This is a genomic window from Thiocystis violascens DSM 198 (genome assembly GCF_000227745.2).
GTDB lineage: Bacteria > Pseudomonadota > Gammaproteobacteria > Chromatiales > Chromatiaceae > Chromatium > Chromatium violascens.
Window position 1 is genome coordinate 1,235,065 of the sequence record NC_018012.1, and the last position, 16,847, is coordinate 1,251,911.

Sequence of the window (16,847 nt, forward strand, 5' to 3'; positions counted from 1 at the left end):
GTATACAATTGGCCGATTCCGACATCACTGGAGCCATCATGTCGCAGGATTCCCACAACACGTCCCTGAGCTACCGTGACGCCGGCGTCGATATCGACGCCGGAGCCCGTCTGGTGGAACGCATCAAACCGCTCGCCGCCGCCACCGCCCGGCCGGGTATCCTCGCCGGACTCGGCGGGTTTGGCGCGCTCTTCGAGTTACCCCTGGCGGACTATCGCCAACCGGTGCTGGTCTCCGGCACCGATGGTGTCGGCACCAAGCTCAAGCTGGCGATCGATCTCGGTCGGCACGACAGCATCGGTATCGATCTGGTCGCCATGTGCGCCAACGACATCCTGGTCAGCGGCGCCGAACCGCTCTTTTTTCTCGACTATTATGCCACTGGCCGGCTGGACGTGGAGGTCGCCGCCACGGTCATCGCCGGCATCGCCCGTGGCTGCGAACTGGCCGGCTGTGCCCTGACCGGAGGCGAAACCGCCGAGATGCCCGGTCTGTACCAGGACGGCGATTACGACCTGGCGGGGTTCTGCGTCGGCATCGCCGAAAAGGCGAACCTGATTCTGCCCGAGCGCGTCGCCGTCGGCGATGTCCTGCTCGGGCTCAAGGCGTCCGGTCCGCATTCCAACGGCTATTCGCTGATCCGCAAGGTGCTCGCGGTGAGTGGCGCGGATGCGGCTGGCACGCTTGCCCAGGATCTGGACGGGGCATCGCTGGGCGAGCGACTGCTGGCGCCCACGCGCATCTATGTGCGTTCGGTGCTTCCGCTGACGCGCGCGCTGCGCGTCCATGCCCTCGCCCACATCACCGGCGGCGGTCTGACTGAAAATCTGCCGCGGGTCTTGCCGCCGGGTACCCTCGCGCGCGTGGATCTGGACGCCTGGCGTCGGCCACCCGTCTTCGATTGGATCCAGACGCAGGGCGGTATCTCCGATGCGGAAATGCTGCGCACCTTCAATTGCGGGGTCGGCATGGTCGTCTGCCTCGCGCCCGAGGACGTCGAGCCCGCGCTAGAACAGCTCAGGGCCGCGGGCGAGGAGGTCTGGGTCATGGGGCAAATCGAGACCAGCGAGGAGGAACCTGCCGTCATCTACGATCGCGGGACCGCGCATGTCTGAAGACAACCGACTGAGCGTCGTCGCGCTGATCTCCGGCGGCGGTAGCAATCTGCAAGCCCTGATCGACGCCCAGGCCGCTGGGCTGCCGATCCGCATCGTGGCCGTCATCAGCAATCGGGCGGATGCGCCGGGACTTGATCGCGCCCGCCACCACGGCATCCCAGCGGAGATTCTGAGCCACCGGGACTATCCCGATCGCGAGACGTATGACGCGGATCTGCAACGACTGATCGATCGTCATGATCCAGGGCTCGTCGTCCTGGCGGGCTTCATGCGGATTCTAACCCCCGAGTTCGTCAACCACTATCGGGGACGAATGTTCAACATCCACCCCTCCCTCTTGCCCAAATTTCGCGGCCTGCACACCCATCAGCGGGCGCTGGATGCCGACGAGACGGAGCACGGGGCGAGCGTGCATTTCGTCACCGCCGAACTCGACGGCGGCCCGATCATCCTTCAGGCGCGGGTACCGGTGTTGCCCGAGGACGATGCCGCGACACTCGCCGCCCGTGTGCTGGAACAGGAACATCGGATCTATCCCGCCGCCGTGGGCTGGTTCGCGGAGGGACGGCTCAAGCTCGGCGAGGATGGGCGACCCTGGCTGGATGGGGAGCCAATGCCGGAGCCATGACGCATCCATGGATGCCGGACTCGCCTTCCGAACCCGGCAATGTGAACCGCAACGGCACCAACAACTCGATGTGAAAGCTTTCGCGCCCGTTGCCGTTCTGGCGTTCTTCAGTCGACGGCTCGGTTCAACGGGTAACGCAGGATTCGGGGCTGACCGGAGAACAGGACACGCGATCGCGGACCAGGCGCACATAGGCCGAATCCTGCCGTGTTCCATAGCCGACAGTGCCATTGCCGAAGTGCAGGGTCCAGGCGCTGCCTGGATAATAGGGAGACTGGGTCGCGGACCAGAAGCGGTCCGGGGGGGTGTTTGGAAAATGGATCGCGTCGATGTCAAGGCCATAACAGCGACGCTGGAGCAACGAGGACAACTCGGTTCGGTCCGGCAGGCGCCAGTCGGAGTACCCCGCGAAGACCACGCCGCGGCCTTGCCGAATCGCCCATTTCCATTTGAACAACAGCGCATCGCCAACAGCGCAACCGACTCCGCTCAACCCCTCGGCGCACTGCTTCCACATCAGGCCCGTGACGCGATCATTCACCGTCCCGTCCCGATTGGCGACAAAACGGCTGTCCGGTCGCTGGGCGGGAGGAATCTCGTCGACACAGGTCTCGGCAAGCGCGGTGCGAGCGAACGTCGACGCGAACAGGCACAGCGACAACGCCAGAGGCCAGCGAATCTTGTTCAACCGCGTCAACGGCGACATGCGTTGATCGATGCAAGGCCAGCGCCTAGGCACAAACCATGCTGGCCATGGCGGACGCGGTTGAATGGCTACTTCTTCCCGGTTGTCGCGTCCGACGCGGCGGCTCCCGCGCCGGACATGCCAGGGACGTTGGTCAACATTTTCTGGAACATGTCCCAGGAGGCCATGGTTCCCGCCAGATAGGGCTGGAACAATTTGATGGGGTCATAGCCCTCGACCCCGGCCATCATGCGCTCGCGAATGTCATCCATCATCTGGCGCTGAAATGCCTCCACATCCGGCAGGCCAAACAATTTGCGAACCTCGTCCGGGGTGATGTCAAAATCGACGGTAACCTTCATGATGCTCTCCGAGGGACACGGCAACAGGCCGCGGCTGATTTTCGGTTCAACTGTCGTGGTACGTGGACGCGAACGTCAATGACGGCTGGTGCGCGGCACCGGATCGGCGGACGTCGGCTCCTCGACCGTCATCGCTCGCCGCACTCGTCGTCCGATCAGGGTACAGGCACGCTCAAAGGCACCGGACGCCTCGCGCGCGTTCCAGTCCCATTCGGATGGATGGGCCGTGGACGGGCACTGCCAATGGCCCGTGGTCAGCAGCGAACCGATCCGCAACTCCAGGGTCCAGTCGTGCCAGAGGATATCGGGTTGTTCGTCATCGACGAATTCCTGCTCGGCCAGACGAATATAGTTTCCGGCGGTATCGTCCATGGCCACCAGATTGGATAACAGCAGGGTCTCGTCGACGCAACTGCTCCAACCCGTGTGGACCGCGCTCGCCGTCCCCATTAATGCATGGATGAGCAATGCCGGGGTGATGGTCAGCGACAGGGGGGTGTCCCAGTCGGGTTCGGCGGCGTCGGTTTCTAGTGTCATGGTCGATCTCAAATCCGGCTCGTTGCGGCGTCTTGTCAGGCATTCTCGAAGTGTCTCCAGTCTACGACCGGCAACCCGAGCGCGGCAATCCCATGGCTGACACGTTACCATGCCATCCTCAACATAACAGGTCCAGCAGCATGTCGGTTATCCTCGATCTCGCCATCTTCCCCACCGATCAGGGAATCAGCGTCAGCGCTTTCGTCGCTCCCGTGATCGCCATGATCCGCGACAGCGGCCACGCCTATCGACTCTCGCCCATGGGCACGGCGGTCGAGACCGCGACCCTGCCCGAGGCGCTCGAACTGATCGCCCGCGCGCAGTCGCTGCTCGACGAACGCGGCTGCGCGCGCGTCTACGCGATCGCCAAGTTCGACATCCGTCAGGGACCATTGGGGCGTCTGGCGGGCAAGGTCGACTCGATTCGGGAGCGGATCGGCGAACTCAATGGTCCTGTCGAGTGTTCCTCCTAGCCCGATCCCGGTATGGTGTCGACATTGCAACGCACGGGGAACATCACCATGAAGGTCGCAATCTTTTCGGATGTGCAGGCCAATCTTCCCGCCATGGAGACGGCGGTGGAGCACATCCTCGCCTGGCATCCGGATCTGGTGGTCATGGCCGGCGATCTGGTCAACCGCGGCCCCAGCAGTCTGGGTTGTCTGGAGTTGTTCGACCAACTGCGCCGGGAACACGGCTGGCTCCCGGTCCAGGGCAATCACGAGACCTGGATCCAGCGTTGCGCCCGCGAGGCGCCCAAGACCGAGTTGGAGGAACAGATGCGGCGCTTCGCCGACTGGACCTATCGTCAGCTTCGGCCGAGGATCGCGGCGATGGAGCACTGGCCGGATCATCTGTGTTTTCATGGCGGCCGCGAGGACACCTGGGTCCATGTGACCCATGGCACCATGACCAGCAATCGTCAAGGCATCTCGGCCAACGTCCCGGACGAGGATCTGCGGGATGCTCTGCCCCCGGACATCGCGCTCTTCGTCACCGCCCACACGCACCGCCCGCTGGAGCGCGTGCTCGACGGCACGCCGATCCTCAACGTCGGCTCGGTCGGCTCGCCCTTCGATGGCGACCCGCGCGGCAGCTATGCCCTGCTGGAACTGCGCGCCGGCCGCTGGCGCTGGAAGATCGTCCGCTTCGAATATGATCGCGCGCGGGCCGAACGGGATTTTCGCGAATCCGGATTCATCGACGAAGGCGGACCGCTGGCCCGCATTCTGTTCGAGGAATGGCGCCGGGCCTGCCTCCTGATGCCGCGCTGGCGCCGCGAGTACGAACCGGCAGTGCTCGCCGGCGAACGCCCGCTGGAACCCGCCGTCGCGGCATTCCTCGCGGCACTGGACCGACCGGCCACCGAACACCAAGGTTGATTTCTGGAAATGACTTGACCAAGCGTCAAACCTCGTAGGAGCCCGCTTGCGGGCGACGGAGGCGCGCATGGAAGGCGTCTTGGCGAATCGCGTCGCCCGCAAGCGGGCTCCTACGGGTGGGCTCTTTCACGGAAATCGCCTAGCCATTAACCATTAGCCACCGACCACTGACCACTGACCACCAGAATGACCGACTCCGACACACTCTCGCGTTTCCTGTTCGAGCACACCGGCATTCGCGGCAACCTGGTGCACCTGGACGCCAGTTGGCGCGCGGTGCTGGCGACCCACGCCTATCCGGACAGCGTGCGCGGTCCGCTCGGCGAGGCGCTGGCCGCGGTCGCGCTGCTCGCCGCCACCATCAAGTTCGACGGCTCGCTCATCCTGCAGGCCCAGGGCACCGGACCCATGCGTACCCTCGTCGCCCAGGCGACCCATGAGCGCACGGTACGCGGACTCGCCACCTGGAACGGCGACGTGCCCGCGACGGGCGAACTGGCCGATCTGTTCGGCCCTGGGCGCCTGGTGCTGACCATCAAGCGCCATCAGGGCGAGCCTTATCAGGGCATCGTCCCCCTCGAAGGATGCACTCTGTCGGCGGCCATCGAACGCTATTTCAGCGATTCCGAACAACTGCCGACCCGCTTGTGGCTCGCGGCGACCGGCCAGCGCGCCGCCGGTCTACTGCTTCAGCGGCTCCCGAGCGACAGCCTGGGCAACGAGGACTGGGAACGGATCTGCCTGCTCGCGGACACCTTGACGCCGGCGGAACTGATCGACCTCCCTGGCGGCCGGCTGCTCTACCGGCTCTTTCATGAAGAGCCGGTGCGCTTGTTCGAGCCGGATCCCCTCGCCTTCCGTTGCGGCTGTTCGCGAGCGCGCATCGAGGAGATGATCCGATTACTGGGCGAGGTTGAAGTGAACGAGATCCTCGACGAACAGGGCACGGTCCTGGTCAACTGCGAATTCTGCAATCGCGAATATCGCCTGGACAGGGTGGATGCCCGCCAACTCTTCGCCGAACACACCCATCATGCGCCGCCAGCGTCGCAGCACTGAGGGCGATTGGGATCGCTGGACTTCAGTTCCTCGCCCAAAAAGGAATCGGGATCGCGGATCGCGGCCAGCGGCGGCAGGTCGTTGAGCGAACGCAGGCCGAAATAGTCCAGGAACTTGCGGGTGGTGGCATAGAGCGCGGGCCGTCCGGGCACGTCGCGATGTCCGACCACCCTCACCCACTCGCGTTCGGTGAGCGTCTTGATGATGTTGGTGCTGACGGCGACCCCGCGGATGTCCTCGATCTCGCCGCGGGTGATGGGTTGACGGTAGGCGATCAGGGACAGCGTCTCCAGCAGCGCGCGCGAATACCGGGGCGCCTTTTCGTCCCACAGACGCGCGACCCAGGGCGCGACGCTCGCGCGCACCTGGATGCGATAACCGCTGGCGATCTCCACGAGTTCGATCCCGCGCGTCCGATAGTCGGTCTCCAGCTCCCGAATCGCGTCCAGAAGCAGGGGTCGCTCCGGGCGCTCCTCCTCGGGGAAAAGTTCCAGAATGCGATCCAGGGTCAGTGGGCCGCCAAAGGCAATCAGCGCCGCCTCAGCGATCTGTTTAAGCGAGGGCGAGGTCATCGGGCTCCAGGTGTGTCGACTCGCGTAGCCGGACATGGATGGGCGCGTAGGGCGCGGTCTGAACCAGTTCCAGGATGCTGGATTTGATCAGTTCCAGCAGGGCCAGAAAGGTGACGACCGCGCCCGGACGACCTTCGTCCAGCTCGAAAAGTTCGGTGAAACAGAGAAAGCCGCCGCCATGCAGCCGCTCCATCACCCGGGACATGCGCTCGCGCAGCGAGAGCGATTCCTTTTCGACCCGGTGGCTGGTGAAGAGATCGGCGCGCGAGAGCACGCCACGCAGCGCCAGCAACAATTCTCGCAGATCGACCTCGGGCGGCACCCGTTGCGAATGGCCCGGCGGGATCTCGGCATGGACGGCGAAGACATCCCGTTCCAGTCGCGGCAGTGTGTCGAGATCCTGCGCGGCCTGCTTGAAGCGTTCGTATTCCTGAAGGCGGCGGATCAGCTCGGCGCGCGGGTCGCCCTCCTCGTCTTCTCCCGCCTCACTGGAGCGCGGCAGCAGCATCCGCGATTTGATCTCGGCCAGCATCGCGGCCATGACCAGATACTCGGCCGCCAGTTCCAGCCGCAGTTCGGTCATCAGATCCACGTATTCCATGTATTGCGCGGTGATGTCGGCGATCGAGATGTCCAGGATATCGAGATTCTGGCGCTTGATCAGATAGAGCAACAGGTCGAGCGGTCCCTCGAAGGCATCGAGAAAGACCTCCAGCGCGTCCGGCGGGATGTAGAGATCCAGCGGGAGCTTCAGGAGCGGCGCGCCCTGCACCATGGCGAAGGGGAGTTCCTGGTGAACACCGATGGGCGCGGTAGCGGGCGGACTGTCTCCGTTGTCCGGTGGCGGCGCCCCCAACCCGGAACGGTTGTCTCGCAGTCGGGATCTTGGCGGTAACTCGACCTTTGTTGGAAGTGCCGACAATGTGTCGGCGAGTAGCGAGGCTGACATTCTGTCAGCGTTTTCTGATTCGGCGTTCTCTGAATGAGTGTGGGGCATCCGTCGGCATTCCGCATGAATAGCCGACAACATGTCGGCGTTCCCATGGTTGGCGATCGCAGGATCAGGCCATGACCAGCGACATGGCGTGCCGTACCTCTTCGAGCGTCTCGCGCGCGACGTCGCGCGCCTTCTCGCAGCCTTCGTTGAGGACGCTTCGCACCAGTTCGGGCTGAGCCTCGTATTCCAGCGCGCGCGCCTGAATCGGCATCAACTCGGCGAGCACGCCGTCGACGATGGGCTGCTTGCATTCGAGACAGCCGATCCCCGCCGAACGGCAACCCTGCTGGACCCAATCGCGCACCTGCTCGTTGGAGTAGACCTGGTGGAACTGCCACACCGGACACTTTTCCGGCTCGCCGGGATCGGTGCGGCGCACGCGGGCGGGATCGGTCGGCATGGTCCGCAGCGCTTTTTCCACCTCGGCGGGCGTGTCCCGCAACGAGATGGTGTTGCGGTAGGACTTGGACATCTTCTGCCCGTCCAGCCCCGGCATTTTGGACGCCTTGGTGAGCAGCGGCTGCGGCTCGGGCAGGATGACGCGACCGCCGCCCTCCAGATAGCCGAGCAGACGCTCGCGGTCGGAGAGCGTGATATTGCCCTGCCCCTCGACCAGCGCGCGGGCGACCTCCAACGCCTCCTGATCGCCCTGTTCCTGATAGCGGCGCTTGAGACTGTCGAAGAGCTTGGCGTTCTTCTTGCCCATCTTGCGCTTGGCCTCCTCGGCCTTGTCCTCGAAGCCCGGCTCGCGTCCGTAGAGATGATTGAAGCGACGCGCGACCTCGCGGGTCAATTCGACATGGGCGACCTGATCCTCGCCCACCGGCACCTGTCCGGCCTTGTAGACGAGGATGTCGGCGCTCTGGAGCAGCGGATAGCCCAGAAACCCGTAGGTCGCCAGATCGCGTTCCTTGAGCCGTTCCTGCTGATCCTTGTAGGTCGGCACCCGTTCCAGCCAGCCCAGCGGGGTAATCATGGAGAGCAGCAGATGCAGTTCGGCATGCTCGGGTACCCGCGACTGGACGAAGATGGTCGCCGAGCCCGGATTGATCCCAGCGGCCAGCCAGTCGATCACCAACTCACGGGTGCTCTCCGGGATGATCGAGGGATCCTCGTAATGGGTGGTGAGCGCGTGCCAGTCGGCGACGAAGAAGAAGCACTCGTACTCGTGCTGCAACTCCAGCCAGTTTTTCAGGACACCATGATAGTGGCCGAGATGCAGCCGGCCCGTGGGACGCATGCCCGAAAGCACGCGCGCGTGTTGTGCGGAGGCAGAAGCCAAGGGGGAACCTCGCGTCAGAAATGGAAGAGTGTTTTCACGGCGCCGGCGCCAGGCAGGAGATCGACGACGCCGATCACGAGCGGAAACAGAATGGAACCGAGCAATCCAGTGGCCAGCAGCGCCAGCAGGATGACAAGCCCAAAGGGCTCCAGCCGGGAAAAATAGACGGCAAGGCGTGGCGGCAGGAGCGAATTCAACACCCGTCCGCCATCCAGGGGCAACAGTGGCACCAGATTCAGGACCATGAGAAAGACGTTGATCAGAATGCCCGCGGCGCCCATGTAAATCAGCGGCAGCGCAACCCATTGACTGGTCGGCATGAGCAGCAGGCCCAGTTGAATCATCAAACCCCAGAGCAGCGCCATGAAGAGGTTGGCGCCCGGCCCGGCCACTGCCACCAGCGCCATGTCGCGCCGGGGATGACGCAGATTGCGCCAGTTGACCGGCACCGGCTTGGCCCAGCCGAACAGCATTCCGGTGAACAGAAAGGTCAGCGAGGGCACCAGGATAGTCCCGACCGGATCGATATGCCGGATGGGATTGAAGGTCACGCGCCCGAGCATGGAGGCGGTCTTGTCGCCGAGCCGATTCGCGACCCAGCCGTGGGCGGCCTCGTGCACGGTGATCGCGAAAATGACCGGGATGGCCAACACGGCCAGAAGTTGCATCTGATTAAGCGTTTCCATTATTCCTCGAAGAGGGTCGCGTCGCCCTTGCCAAGTCGGACCAGCGCCGGGGGGTCGGCGGTCATGTCCACCACGGTGGTCGGCTCCAGGCCGCAGAAACCGCCGTCGATCACCAGGTCGACATGCTTGTCGAGCAGTTCGCGCATTTCATAGGGATCCGTCAGCGGTTGATCGTCATCCGGCAGAATCAGCGTGGTGCTCAGGATGGGTTGATTGAGTTCGGTCAGCAGCGCGCGACAGATTTCATGATCGGGCACCCGGATGCCGATCGCCTTGCGCTTGGGGTGCAGCAGGCGTCGCGGCACTTGCTTGGTGGCCTCGTGAATGAAGGTGTAAGGGCCGGGCGTCAAGGTTTTCAGCAACCGGAACGCCTGATTGTCGATGCGGGCATAGGTGGTGATCTCGGAAAGATCGCGGCAGACCAGGGTGAAATTGTGCTTGTCATCCAGCCGACGGAGGCGGCGGATACGCTCCATGGCCGATTTCTCGCCGATCTGACAGCCCAAGGCATAGGACGAATCGGTCGGATAGACCACCACGCCGCCTTCCAGCAGAATCTCGACCGCCCGGCGCACCAGCCGCGCCTGTGGGTTTTCCGGATGAATTTGAAAGAATTGCGCCATGTCGATTCCTTATCCTCTCGACTCCAATCAGGCGACGCCAAGCGCGGCCAGGGGCGGTGCACAGTGGCTCTCCAGGTCGGGCCAATCGTGCCAGATCGGGATGCAACCCTCCGGCAGCGGCGGCAGACGACCGAGTTCGAGCCAGGGATTTTCCGGCCCATGAAAATCCGACCCCTTGGATGCGAGCAGACGTTGTTCGCGCGCATGGCGCGCGAAGGTAAAGGCGTCATCCCGGCTGTGACTGCCGGTCACCACCTCGACCGCCGCGCCGCCGAGTTCGCGAAATTCGCCGAGCAGACGCTGTATCCGGGTGCGCGTCAGTCCGTAGCGGGCCGGATGGGCGATCACCGCCTGACCGCCGGCCGCGCGAATCCAGCCGACCGCTGCCTCCAGGGTCGCCCATTGTCCGGCGACATGGCCCGGTTTGCCGCTGACGAGAAAACGCTTGAAGACCTCGGCGTTGTCGGCGGCCAACCGCTGACCCACCAGAAAACGGGCGAAATGCGTGCGGCCGATCAGGATTCCGTTGGAAAGCGCACGCGCTCCCTCATACGCCTGATCGATGCCATGCTTCGCCAGCCGGCGCCCGATTTCCTCGGCCCGCCAGGCGCGAAACTCCATCAAACCAGCGAGCCCGGCCTGAAGCAACGGGTTCTCGATGTCGAGATTCAAACCCACGACATGCACGGTGCGCGCACCCCAGGTCACCGAAATCTCGGCCCCTGGAATCAAGGCGATCCCCAGGTCACGGGCGGCCGCATCGGCCTCCGCCACGCCCTCGGTCGTATCGTGATCGGTGAGCGCCATCACGGTCACGCCAGCGGCCGCGGCGCGGCGCACCAGCGCGTCAGGCGTCAGGGTGCCGTCGGACGCGGTCGAGTGAGTGTGCAAATCATGCTTGGAGTTCATCGCGCTAGTTTAACCGAAGGCGCGAGACCGCGTGAGCGCATCGGCAAGACGGAGATCCATCGAGTTGCTATGCTTTCAGTTCGCGTCCCGCCGATCGTCGAGAGTCAGCGCAAGGCGAAGGCCGCTTACAAGGATGCATTGCACGCTGGACGCGGTTTAAGCTCGTTCGCGATCACGCCGTTGTTTTGTATCAAGAGATGCTTGCTCGCCATGCTGCCACCCATCGATATGTCCTACATCGCGGACCAGCTCGTCGAATCTGGCGACGAGATTCTGCGCGCCTTCGATGAATCGGAAACGCCCATCGAGCCGAATCCACGAGTGATCCTGATCGGGCTCGAACGCCTGTTCGACCTCATCCGCGCCGCCGAACAGGATACGCTGGAGGAATCCGCCCGCGCACTCCGCGACGCCACCGGCTCGGAGCCCGCGGTTCTCCTCGATCATGGGATCGCTCTGCTCATCCAACTCGCCGAGTTGGCCAGACGTCTGAACCTGCCGCCGCAGGCGCGCGCCCTTGAGCGACTCACGCTCCCGTTCTGCTGCTGGCTGCTTCGCCGCGGCGGCGAGCTGTCGCATCCGGAACCCGTTATCAATGCTACCGCCGAACTGGCCAACAGCCTTCGCGAACCCGATCAACTCGTGGAGCTTTTCGGGCTCATGCGGGAAATCATCGACGGCATCGGCCTCGAACGCGCGCTGGAATCGGAAACGACAAACCCCGCGCGACCCTGGCGCGTCCTGCTGCTCAACCGCGCCATTGTCGCCACCCGCAGCCACCAGCCCGCGCTGATGGAAGAGGCCTTTGCCGACGTCGTTGAGCATCTGCCAGAAGACGCGCCGGATTTTTTCCGGGAGGGTATCGGTCAGATGGAAGCGCGGAATTACCCGGCTCAGGTGCGCGAGGTCATGCAGCGTTATTTCGATCGCTGGTGCACGGGGCAGCGGTTGCATTGATCCAAACCCGGCCCTGCCAGCGTTTGGCTTCAAGCTAGGTCTGGAATCTCCCGGCCTGATCCTTCAACTCGCTGGCAAGTCGCATCAGTTGCCGACCGGCCGCCTCCAATTGGGTCATCCCCGCGCTTCCTTGATGGGTGGCATCGCTGATCGCCACGATCCCCTGGTTGATTTCATTGGCCACCGCGGTCTGTTCCTCGGCGGCGCTGGCGAGTTGGGCCATGGTCGCGGAGATCCCGTCAACGGCCGTCGTGATCGCCTCCAGCGCCTGGCCAGCCTGGCCGGCCGTTTCCATGGAAGTTTGGGCACTCTGGCGACTGTTGCCCATCTCCCCGCCCGCCTGGCGCGAACGCTGCTGCAAACGCGCCACCATCGTCTCGATCTCGCGGGCTAAATCCTGGGTGCGCCGCGCCAGCGTGCGCACTTCATCGGCGACGACCGCGAAGCCGCGCCCCTGTTCGCCCGCCCGCGCGGCCTCGATGGCGGCATTGAGCGCCAACAGGTTGGTCTGCCGGGCCACGCCCTGAATCGCCTCCAGAACCTGACCGATGCCGAGCGTGTCCTGTTCCAGCGCGTGGATCGTTTCCGCGATGGCGGCGATTTCCCCGGCCAAGGCGGACATGGCGCCGATCGTCTCGACGACCGCTCCCCGACCTTGATCGGCCAGTGTCTTGGCCTGCCGCGCGGAGTCGGCCGCGGACGCGGTGTTGCGGGCCAACTCCTCGGCCGACGCGGTCATTTCCTGCATGGCCGTGGCGACCTGCTCGGTTTCCATGGATTGCCGTTGAGCCACGCCACGGGCCGCCATCAGATTCTCCGACATCTGCCCGGTCGCCACGGACAGCGTGATGGCGGACCCGCCGATGCGTTCGACCAGTTCCCGCAGTCGGTCAACCATTTTGTCGAACTCGCGCGCGATGTCACCGATCTCATTGGGCGTATCCAGAGTCGCGCCGGTGGCGAGATCCGATTGTTCGAGAATATGCGTCATGGCACGTCGGAGACTGCCGAGTTGCCGGGTGATCGAGCGGTAATAAAGCCATCCCAGGATGCCCACGAACAGCACGGCGGTGACGGACAGACCGGCAAAAGCCCGCCGGGAGGCTGTATAGAGGCCATGGGCGTTCTCCCGCTCCTGGCCGGCGACCTCCAACTGCAAGTCCACCAGCGCGGCGATCGTTTGACTGATGGGGTCGATTTGATCGTATAAAGGACCGTCGAAATCCGCCAAGCGATTGGCGACCTCGCCCCGCATCCCTTGCAGACGCTCCACCAACCTGTCGATCACGGCATCGGCCTGGACAAAACGCTGCCGCGCTTCGTCGACCAGACGCTGCTCTTCCGCCGTGAGTTGCGTCTGGAGATAGCGATTCCACCGCTCGCGAATCCGCCCTTGCGCCTGGTCGACGCCTTGCAACGCCTGTTCGGCGGTAAAGCGGCCGGCGTTGGCCTTGTTGACCGCATCGATGACGAAGACCGCATAATCGTCGGCGATGGTCTTCAGATCCTGCAACGGCACCACTCGATCCAGATAGATGCGGTCGACCCCCTCATTGATCTGTCGTAAAAGATCCGCGGCCAGTAACCCGATCAGGAGCATGACGACACTTGGAACCAGTGCCAGCATCGCGAGTTTCGTTCTAATTTTTGCGTGATCGATCAACTTCATGGGTATTTCACCAAAAACTCAACAACGGCCGAAACCGCTCGTGACGACGGCCTGCATTGTGCCATCAGGATGAAAGCGGCTGGGCCGTTCTCCTGTGACGAGGTGGCGCGACATCGTAAACCATCCCCATCGCGCGGATCACACTCAATCTTCTGGCTGAATAAGAACGGACGCGGCGCGTATGTCAACTGGGACGGGGAGCCGGGGAGCATGATCATGGTCTTGGACTCAGAGGTGCTGATCCGCCCGGACGATCTGCTGATTCGGTGTACGACGAATCCCGTCCGCGCCGCGCCACCGTGACCGAGCGCGTTTTCCGCGGCGCCAAATATCTCTACATATTTTCGTTAGAGCAAAGCGCCCGGACGCTGATCGGTCAACCAGTAAAAACGCAGCGGCGGAATCACCACGCGCGTATTGAACAGTGCCGGCGACTCGCCGGTCAGCAGATCCTTGACCTGCCCGAAGCGAAAGAGTCCGCGGTTACCGAGATCCTTCAGATCCAGATACTGGGACTGAACATCGACGTTGGCGACCACCAGCACGCTGTCGGTCGGCATGGTCGGATGGGTGCGCAACAGGACGAACAGATGCGGATTGGCCACGTCGAGCAGTTCGCGGTTGTTGAAATCGGCGAAGGCAGGTGTGGTCTTACGCACCGCGATCATGCGCTTGAGACCGTCGAACAGGCGTTGCTCGACCGTCCCATGCTCGTTGCGGCGTTCGGCGCGGTTCCAATCGATGCGCGGACGATGGACCCAACGACTGTCGCTGGCCTTGTTGACATCCTCCAGAAAGGAGTTGTCGTTGAGGGTTCCGATTTCGTCGCCATACCAGATCAAGGGGATGCCGCCGAAGGACATGATCATCCCGTGCAGGGTTAGGATCAGATTGACGGCGTGGTCGATGGCCTCGGGATCGCCCGACTCCAGGGCGGTTTCGAGTCCGGCCAACGAGGCAAGCGCCCCGGAAATGCGGGCGTCGCCGGTCTTGGGATTGACGCCGAACGGACGTCCGCGACTGGGCGAGCCCTCGAACGCGCCGGTGAACCAGTCCACCAGAAAGCGGCGGTGCGCATAGGGGTCATAGTCGCAGGCGCGAATGTCGGCATCGTCGAAGCCGAGACCGATGTCGTCATGGCAGCGGATGTAATTGAGCCAGGTGGCGCGGTCGAGCTTGTTGGGCAGGTTTTTGACGCCCTGATTGAGCAGTTTGGCATTCTTGGTCGCCACCGCGTCCCACAGCAGCGCCATGAAGGTGGCGTTATAGGCGATCTCGCATTCCTTGGCGATGATGGCGTCCTCGCCGAAATATTTGATGATCTCGGAGGGCGCGACGATGGCCTCGGCGATGAAGAGCACGCCGGGCGCGACCACCTGACAGCAGTCCTTCATGAGTTGCAGGATGAGATGGGCCTCGCGCTCGTTCTGGCTGGTCGTGCCGATCTTTTTCCAGAGAAAGGCCACGGCGTCCAGGCGCACGATATCGGCGCCTTGATTGGCCCAGAACAGGACGATATCGAGCATCTCGATGAAGACCGCCGGATTGGAATAATTGAGATCCCATTGATAGTCGTTGAAGACCGTCATGACCCATTTGCCCATGACCGGATCCCAGGTGAAATTGCCGGGCGAGGTCTCGGGAAAGATTTCGGGCAGGGTCTCCTCGAACATGTCGGGCACGTCGCGGTTCGGGAAGATGTAATAGAACTTCTGATACTCGGCATCGCCGGCGCGCGCCCGCTGTGCCCATTCGTGTTCGTTCGAGGTGTGGTTGACCACGACATCCAGGGTCAGCAGCATGCCGCGCTTGCGCATCGATTCGGCCAGCGCGACCACGTCCTCGACACGCCCGGCGCGTGGGTCGATATCGCGAAAATCGCTCACCGCATAGCCGCCATCGCTCGCGCCCAGCGGGCATTTGAGGATGGGCATGACATGGACCAGGTTCACGCCGAGATCCTGCAGATAGGGCAGCCGCTGCGTCAGTCCCTGGAGATTGCCGGCGAAGCCGTCCGAGTAGAGCGCCATGCCAACCCATTCCTGACTCAGAAACCAGTTGTAATCCTCCTCGCGCGCCATATCGAGCTGTTGGAGCGCCGCCGGGCGATCGAGATAGGCGCGGGCGAGACGCTCGGTGAGATGGGTCGCCTGTTGCTTGAAGTCCTCGCGATGACCGTAAAGATGATGAAACAGCGAATGAATGGCGTAAAAGTTGGCGCCCAGCCGGGTATAAAAATGACGCAGATCCTGGCACGAAAGGTCATAGGCGAATTCGTCGAGGATATCGTTCAGCAGGGCGTGAGAGACCTGTTCGTACATGCTGATTCCGGTTGAAAAATAGACGGGATTGACAGGATTGCGGTCTTACCTGAAACGTTGGCAAAGCCCCATTGGCTTACAACCCCCACTGCCCGATGAAAGGCACATAGAGCCCGGCATCGGCACGGGTCGCGCCGCGCTGGCCGACGATCCGCGAGGCGAACGACTGGGCGCGCTCCAGGGTGGTTGCCAGCGGCCAGCCGTCGAGGATACCCAGGATCAGCACTGCGGCGAAGGCATCGCCCGCGCCGACCGTGTCCACCACCTCGGTCGCGGGCGCGGGAGCGACCTGAGCCGTCGTGCCATCGGCGGTCAGGCCGAGCGCGCCATCGCCGCCCAGGGTCACGATCAGACCGGCGAGGTCGTGGCGTTCGAGAAAGGCACGGGCGCGCGTCGCCAGATCCGGCGATGTTGGACCTGAGTCTTCCAGCCAGGCCAGTTCGTCGCGATTGAGTTTCACCCAGTCCGCGTCGGTGACCAGACCCAGGGTCGCGTCGCGCGACCACCAGGGCGCGCGCAGATTGACATCCAGAAACACGCGGTCCGGCCCCTCCGCCTTGAGCGCTTGCAGGGTCGCCGCCGAGACCGGCTGACGCAAGGCCAGGGTGCCGTGATAGAGCAGACCGCAGCCCGCGCCCGCGGCGAGAGACCGAATCGAGTCATAGGCACGGTCGGGGACGATGTCATAGGCGGGCTCGCCGTCGGTCAGAGACACCGTGACCTCGCCGGTGGCGTGGTCGGGGTCGGTCTGCAGATCGGCGACATTCATCCCCCAGTCGCGCATGGCGGCGCGCACCGCCGCGCCATCCGGGTCGTCGCCCACCGCGCTGATCAGACGCACGGATGCGCCGAAGGCATGCAGATGCCAGGCGACATTGAAGGGCGCCCCGCCCAGAACCCGATGACCATCGGGAAACCGATCGAAGAGGACTTCTCCGAAGATACAGATCGGGGAAAGATGCATGGTTTGCGTTTCTCCACATGAAATCCGGCAACGAAGGCTTGAGCGCTTCGCTAATACGCGCTCAAGAACGGCCCTCGGGATCGATACCCGCCTGCT

The 16,847-nt window shown here is 63.5% G+C and carries 18 protein-coding genes; 6 read left to right on the forward strand and 12 right to left on the reverse strand.

Going from position 1 to position 16,847, the window contains the following annotated elements; all coding sequences use genetic code 11:
- The first annotated feature begins 38 nt into the window (after positions 1-38).
- Positions 39-1,115, forward strand: coding sequence for a phosphoribosylformylglycinamidine cyclo-ligase (gene purM / locus THIVI_RS05550; RefSeq protein ID WP_014777653.1), 1,077 nt, complete (start codon positions 39-41; stop codon positions 1,113-1,115).
- Positions 1,108-1,746 (forward strand): phosphoribosylglycinamide formyltransferase, encoded by a 639-nt coding sequence (purN, locus tag THIVI_RS05555; protein WP_014777654.1) that lies wholly within the window; start codon positions 1,108-1,110, stop codon positions 1,744-1,746. The genes purM and purN overlap by 8 nt, the downstream gene beginning before the upstream one ends.
- A 124-nt stretch (positions 1,747-1,870) precedes the next feature.
- Here the strand turns inward: purN and THIVI_RS05560 are convergent, their stop codons facing one another.
- The 3 genes from THIVI_RS05560 to THIVI_RS05570 form a co-directional block, all read right to left on the reverse strand.
- On the reverse strand, positions 1,871-2,452 hold the full coding sequence (locus tag THIVI_RS05560) for an Lcl C-terminal domain-containing protein (RefSeq protein ID WP_014777655.1): 582 nt from the start codon (positions 2,450-2,452) through the stop codon (positions 1,871-1,873).
- Between the two features lie 68 nt (positions 2,453-2,520).
- Positions 2,521-2,793 carry a DUF6489 family protein gene (locus THIVI_RS05565; RefSeq protein ID WP_014777656.1) on the reverse strand — a complete coding sequence of 91 codons (273 nt, stop codon included), beginning with the start codon at positions 2,791-2,793 and terminating at the stop codon, positions 2,521-2,523.
- Positions 2,794-2,868: 75 nt separating this feature from the next.
- The gene (locus THIVI_RS05570) at positions 2,869-3,330 is read right to left on the reverse strand and encodes a hypothetical protein (RefSeq protein ID WP_014777657.1); all 462 of its coding nucleotides are present in this window, start codon (positions 3,328-3,330) and stop codon (positions 2,869-2,871) included.
- A 140-nt stretch (positions 3,331-3,470) separates the two neighbouring features.
- On the opposite strand from THIVI_RS05570, the gene THIVI_RS05575 reads away from it, so the two are divergent.
- The 3 genes from THIVI_RS05575 (at position 3,471) to hslO (ending at position 5,771) form a co-directional block, all read left to right on the forward strand.
- Positions 3,471-3,803, forward strand: coding sequence for an MTH1187 family thiamine-binding protein (locus tag THIVI_RS05575; protein WP_014777658.1), 333 nt, complete (start codon positions 3,471-3,473; stop codon positions 3,801-3,803).
- 48 nt (positions 3,804-3,851) lie between these two features.
- Complete coding sequence (locus THIVI_RS05580) at positions 3,852-4,712, forward strand: metallophosphoesterase family protein (RefSeq protein ID WP_014777659.1); 861 nt, start codon at positions 3,852-3,854, stop codon at positions 4,710-4,712.
- 186 nt (positions 4,713-4,898) lie between these two features.
- Complete coding sequence (hslO, locus tag THIVI_RS05585; RefSeq protein ID WP_014777660.1) at positions 4,899-5,771, forward strand: Hsp33 family molecular chaperone HslO; 873 nt, start codon at positions 4,899-4,901, stop codon at positions 5,769-5,771.
- Here hslO and scpB read toward each other — a convergent pair.
- The 6 genes from scpB to THIVI_RS05615 all read right to left on the reverse strand — a co-directional run bounded on the left by scpB (position 5,744) and on the right by THIVI_RS05615 (position 10,840).
- Positions 5,744-6,343, reverse strand: a complete 600-nt coding sequence (gene scpB / locus THIVI_RS05590) for an SMC-Scp complex subunit ScpB (RefSeq protein ID WP_014777661.1) — start codon at positions 6,341-6,343, stop codon at positions 5,744-5,746. The two genes, hslO and scpB, sit on opposite strands and share 28 nt — an antisense overlap.
- On the reverse strand, positions 6,324-7,118 hold the full coding sequence (locus THIVI_RS05595) for a segregation and condensation protein A (RefSeq protein ID WP_157174580.1): 795 nt from the start codon (positions 7,116-7,118) through the stop codon (positions 6,324-6,326). Before THIVI_RS05595 ends, scpB begins: the two co-directional genes overlap by 20 nt.
- A gap of 286 nt (positions 7,119-7,404) precedes the next feature.
- On the reverse strand, positions 7,405-8,622 hold the full coding sequence (locus THIVI_RS05600) for a tryptophan--tRNA ligase (protein WP_014777663.1): 1,218 nt from the start codon (positions 8,620-8,622) through the stop codon (positions 7,405-7,407).
- Between the two features lie 14 nt (positions 8,623-8,636).
- Positions 8,637-9,308, reverse strand: a complete 672-nt coding sequence (locus THIVI_RS05605) for a site-2 protease family protein (protein ID WP_014777664.1) — start codon at positions 9,306-9,308, stop codon at positions 8,637-8,639.
- Entirely contained in the window at positions 9,308-9,931 is a 624-nt protein-coding gene (locus THIVI_RS05610; RefSeq protein WP_014777665.1) for an L-threonylcarbamoyladenylate synthase, read from the reverse strand. The genes THIVI_RS05605 and THIVI_RS05610 overlap by 1 nt, the downstream gene beginning before the upstream one ends.
- Before the next feature lie 27 nt (positions 9,932-9,958).
- Positions 9,959-10,840: a PHP domain-containing protein gene (locus tag THIVI_RS05615; RefSeq protein ID WP_014777666.1), complete on the reverse strand. Its 882-nt coding sequence runs from the start codon at positions 10,838-10,840 to the stop codon at positions 9,959-9,961.
- A 210-nt stretch (positions 10,841-11,050) separates the two neighbouring features.
- On the opposite strand from THIVI_RS05615, the gene THIVI_RS05620 reads away from it, so the two are divergent.
- Entirely contained in the window at positions 11,051-11,797 is a 747-nt protein-coding gene (locus THIVI_RS05620) for a hypothetical protein (protein WP_041447331.1), read from the forward strand.
- 34 nt (positions 11,798-11,831) lie between these two features.
- Here THIVI_RS05620 and THIVI_RS05625 read toward each other — a convergent pair whose 3' ends face one another.
- The 3 genes from THIVI_RS05625 to THIVI_RS05635 all read right to left on the reverse strand — a co-directional run bounded on the left by THIVI_RS05625 (position 11,832) and on the right by THIVI_RS05635 (position 16,751).
- Positions 11,832-13,466 carry a methyl-accepting chemotaxis protein gene (locus tag THIVI_RS05625; RefSeq protein ID WP_014777668.1) on the reverse strand — a complete coding sequence of 545 codons (1,635 nt, stop codon included), beginning with the start codon at positions 13,464-13,466 and terminating at the stop codon, positions 11,832-11,834.
- A gap of 347 nt (positions 13,467-13,813) precedes the next feature.
- Positions 13,814-15,787, reverse strand: coding sequence for an amylosucrase (locus tag THIVI_RS05630; protein ID WP_014777669.1), 1,974 nt, complete (start codon positions 15,785-15,787; stop codon positions 13,814-13,816).
- A gap of 76 nt (positions 15,788-15,863) precedes the next feature.
- Entirely contained in the window at positions 15,864-16,751 is an 888-nt protein-coding gene (locus tag THIVI_RS05635; RefSeq protein ID WP_014777670.1) for a PfkB family carbohydrate kinase, read from the reverse strand.
- Positions 16,752-16,847 lie beyond the last annotated feature (96 nt).

Coding starts and splice junctions, on each gene's coding strand:
- scpB (WP_014777661.1), bottom strand. CDS start 6,343: ATGACCTCGCCCTCGCTTAAACAGATCGCTGAGGCGGCGCTGATTGCC.
- THIVI_RS05580 (WP_014777659.1), top strand. CDS start 3,852: ATGAAGGTCGCAATCTTTTCGGATGTGCAGGCCAATCTTCCCGCCATG.
- THIVI_RS05565 (WP_014777656.1), bottom strand. CDS start 2,793: ATGAAGGTTACCGTCGATTTTGACATCACCCCGGACGAGGTTCGCAAA.
- purN (WP_014777654.1), top strand. CDS start 1,108: ATGTCTGAAGACAACCGACTGAGCGTCGTCGCGCTGATCTCCGGCGGC.
- THIVI_RS05625 (WP_014777668.1), bottom strand. CDS start 13,466: ATGAAGTTGATCGATCACGCAAAAATTAGAACGAAACTCGCGATGCTG.
- THIVI_RS05630 (WP_014777669.1), bottom strand. CDS start 15,787: ATGTACGAACAGGTCTCTCACGCCCTGCTGAACGATATCCTCGACGAA.
- THIVI_RS05615 (WP_014777666.1), bottom strand. CDS start 10,840: ATGAACTCCAAGCATGATTTGCACACTCACTCGACCGCGTCCGACGGC.
- hslO (WP_014777660.1), top strand. CDS start 4,899: ATGACCGACTCCGACACACTCTCGCGTTTCCTGTTCGAGCACACCGGC.
- THIVI_RS05635 (WP_014777670.1), bottom strand. CDS start 16,751: ATGCATCTTTCCCCGATCTGTATCTTCGGAGAAGTCCTCTTCGATCGG.
- THIVI_RS05605 (WP_014777664.1), bottom strand. CDS start 9,308: ATGGAAACGCTTAATCAGATGCAACTTCTGGCCGTGTTGGCCATCCCG.
- THIVI_RS05595 (WP_157174580.1), bottom strand. CDS start 7,118: ATGGTGCAGGGCGCGCCGCTCCTGAAGCTCCCGCTGGATCTCTACATC.
- THIVI_RS05560 (WP_014777655.1), bottom strand. CDS start 2,452: ATGTCGCCGTTGACGCGGTTGAACAAGATTCGCTGGCCTCTGGCGTTG.
- THIVI_RS05575 (WP_014777658.1), top strand. CDS start 3,471: ATGTCGGTTATCCTCGATCTCGCCATCTTCCCCACCGATCAGGGAATC.
- THIVI_RS05570 (WP_014777657.1), bottom strand. CDS start 3,330: ATGACACTAGAAACCGACGCCGCCGAACCCGACTGGGACACCCCCCTG.
- purM (WP_014777653.1), top strand. CDS start 39: ATGTCGCAGGATTCCCACAACACGTCCCTGAGCTACCGTGACGCCGGC.
- THIVI_RS05610 (WP_014777665.1), bottom strand. CDS start 9,931: ATGGCGCAATTCTTTCAAATTCATCCGGAAAACCCACAGGCGCGGCTG.
- THIVI_RS05620 (WP_041447331.1), top strand. CDS start 11,051: ATGCTGCCACCCATCGATATGTCCTACATCGCGGACCAGCTCGTCGAA.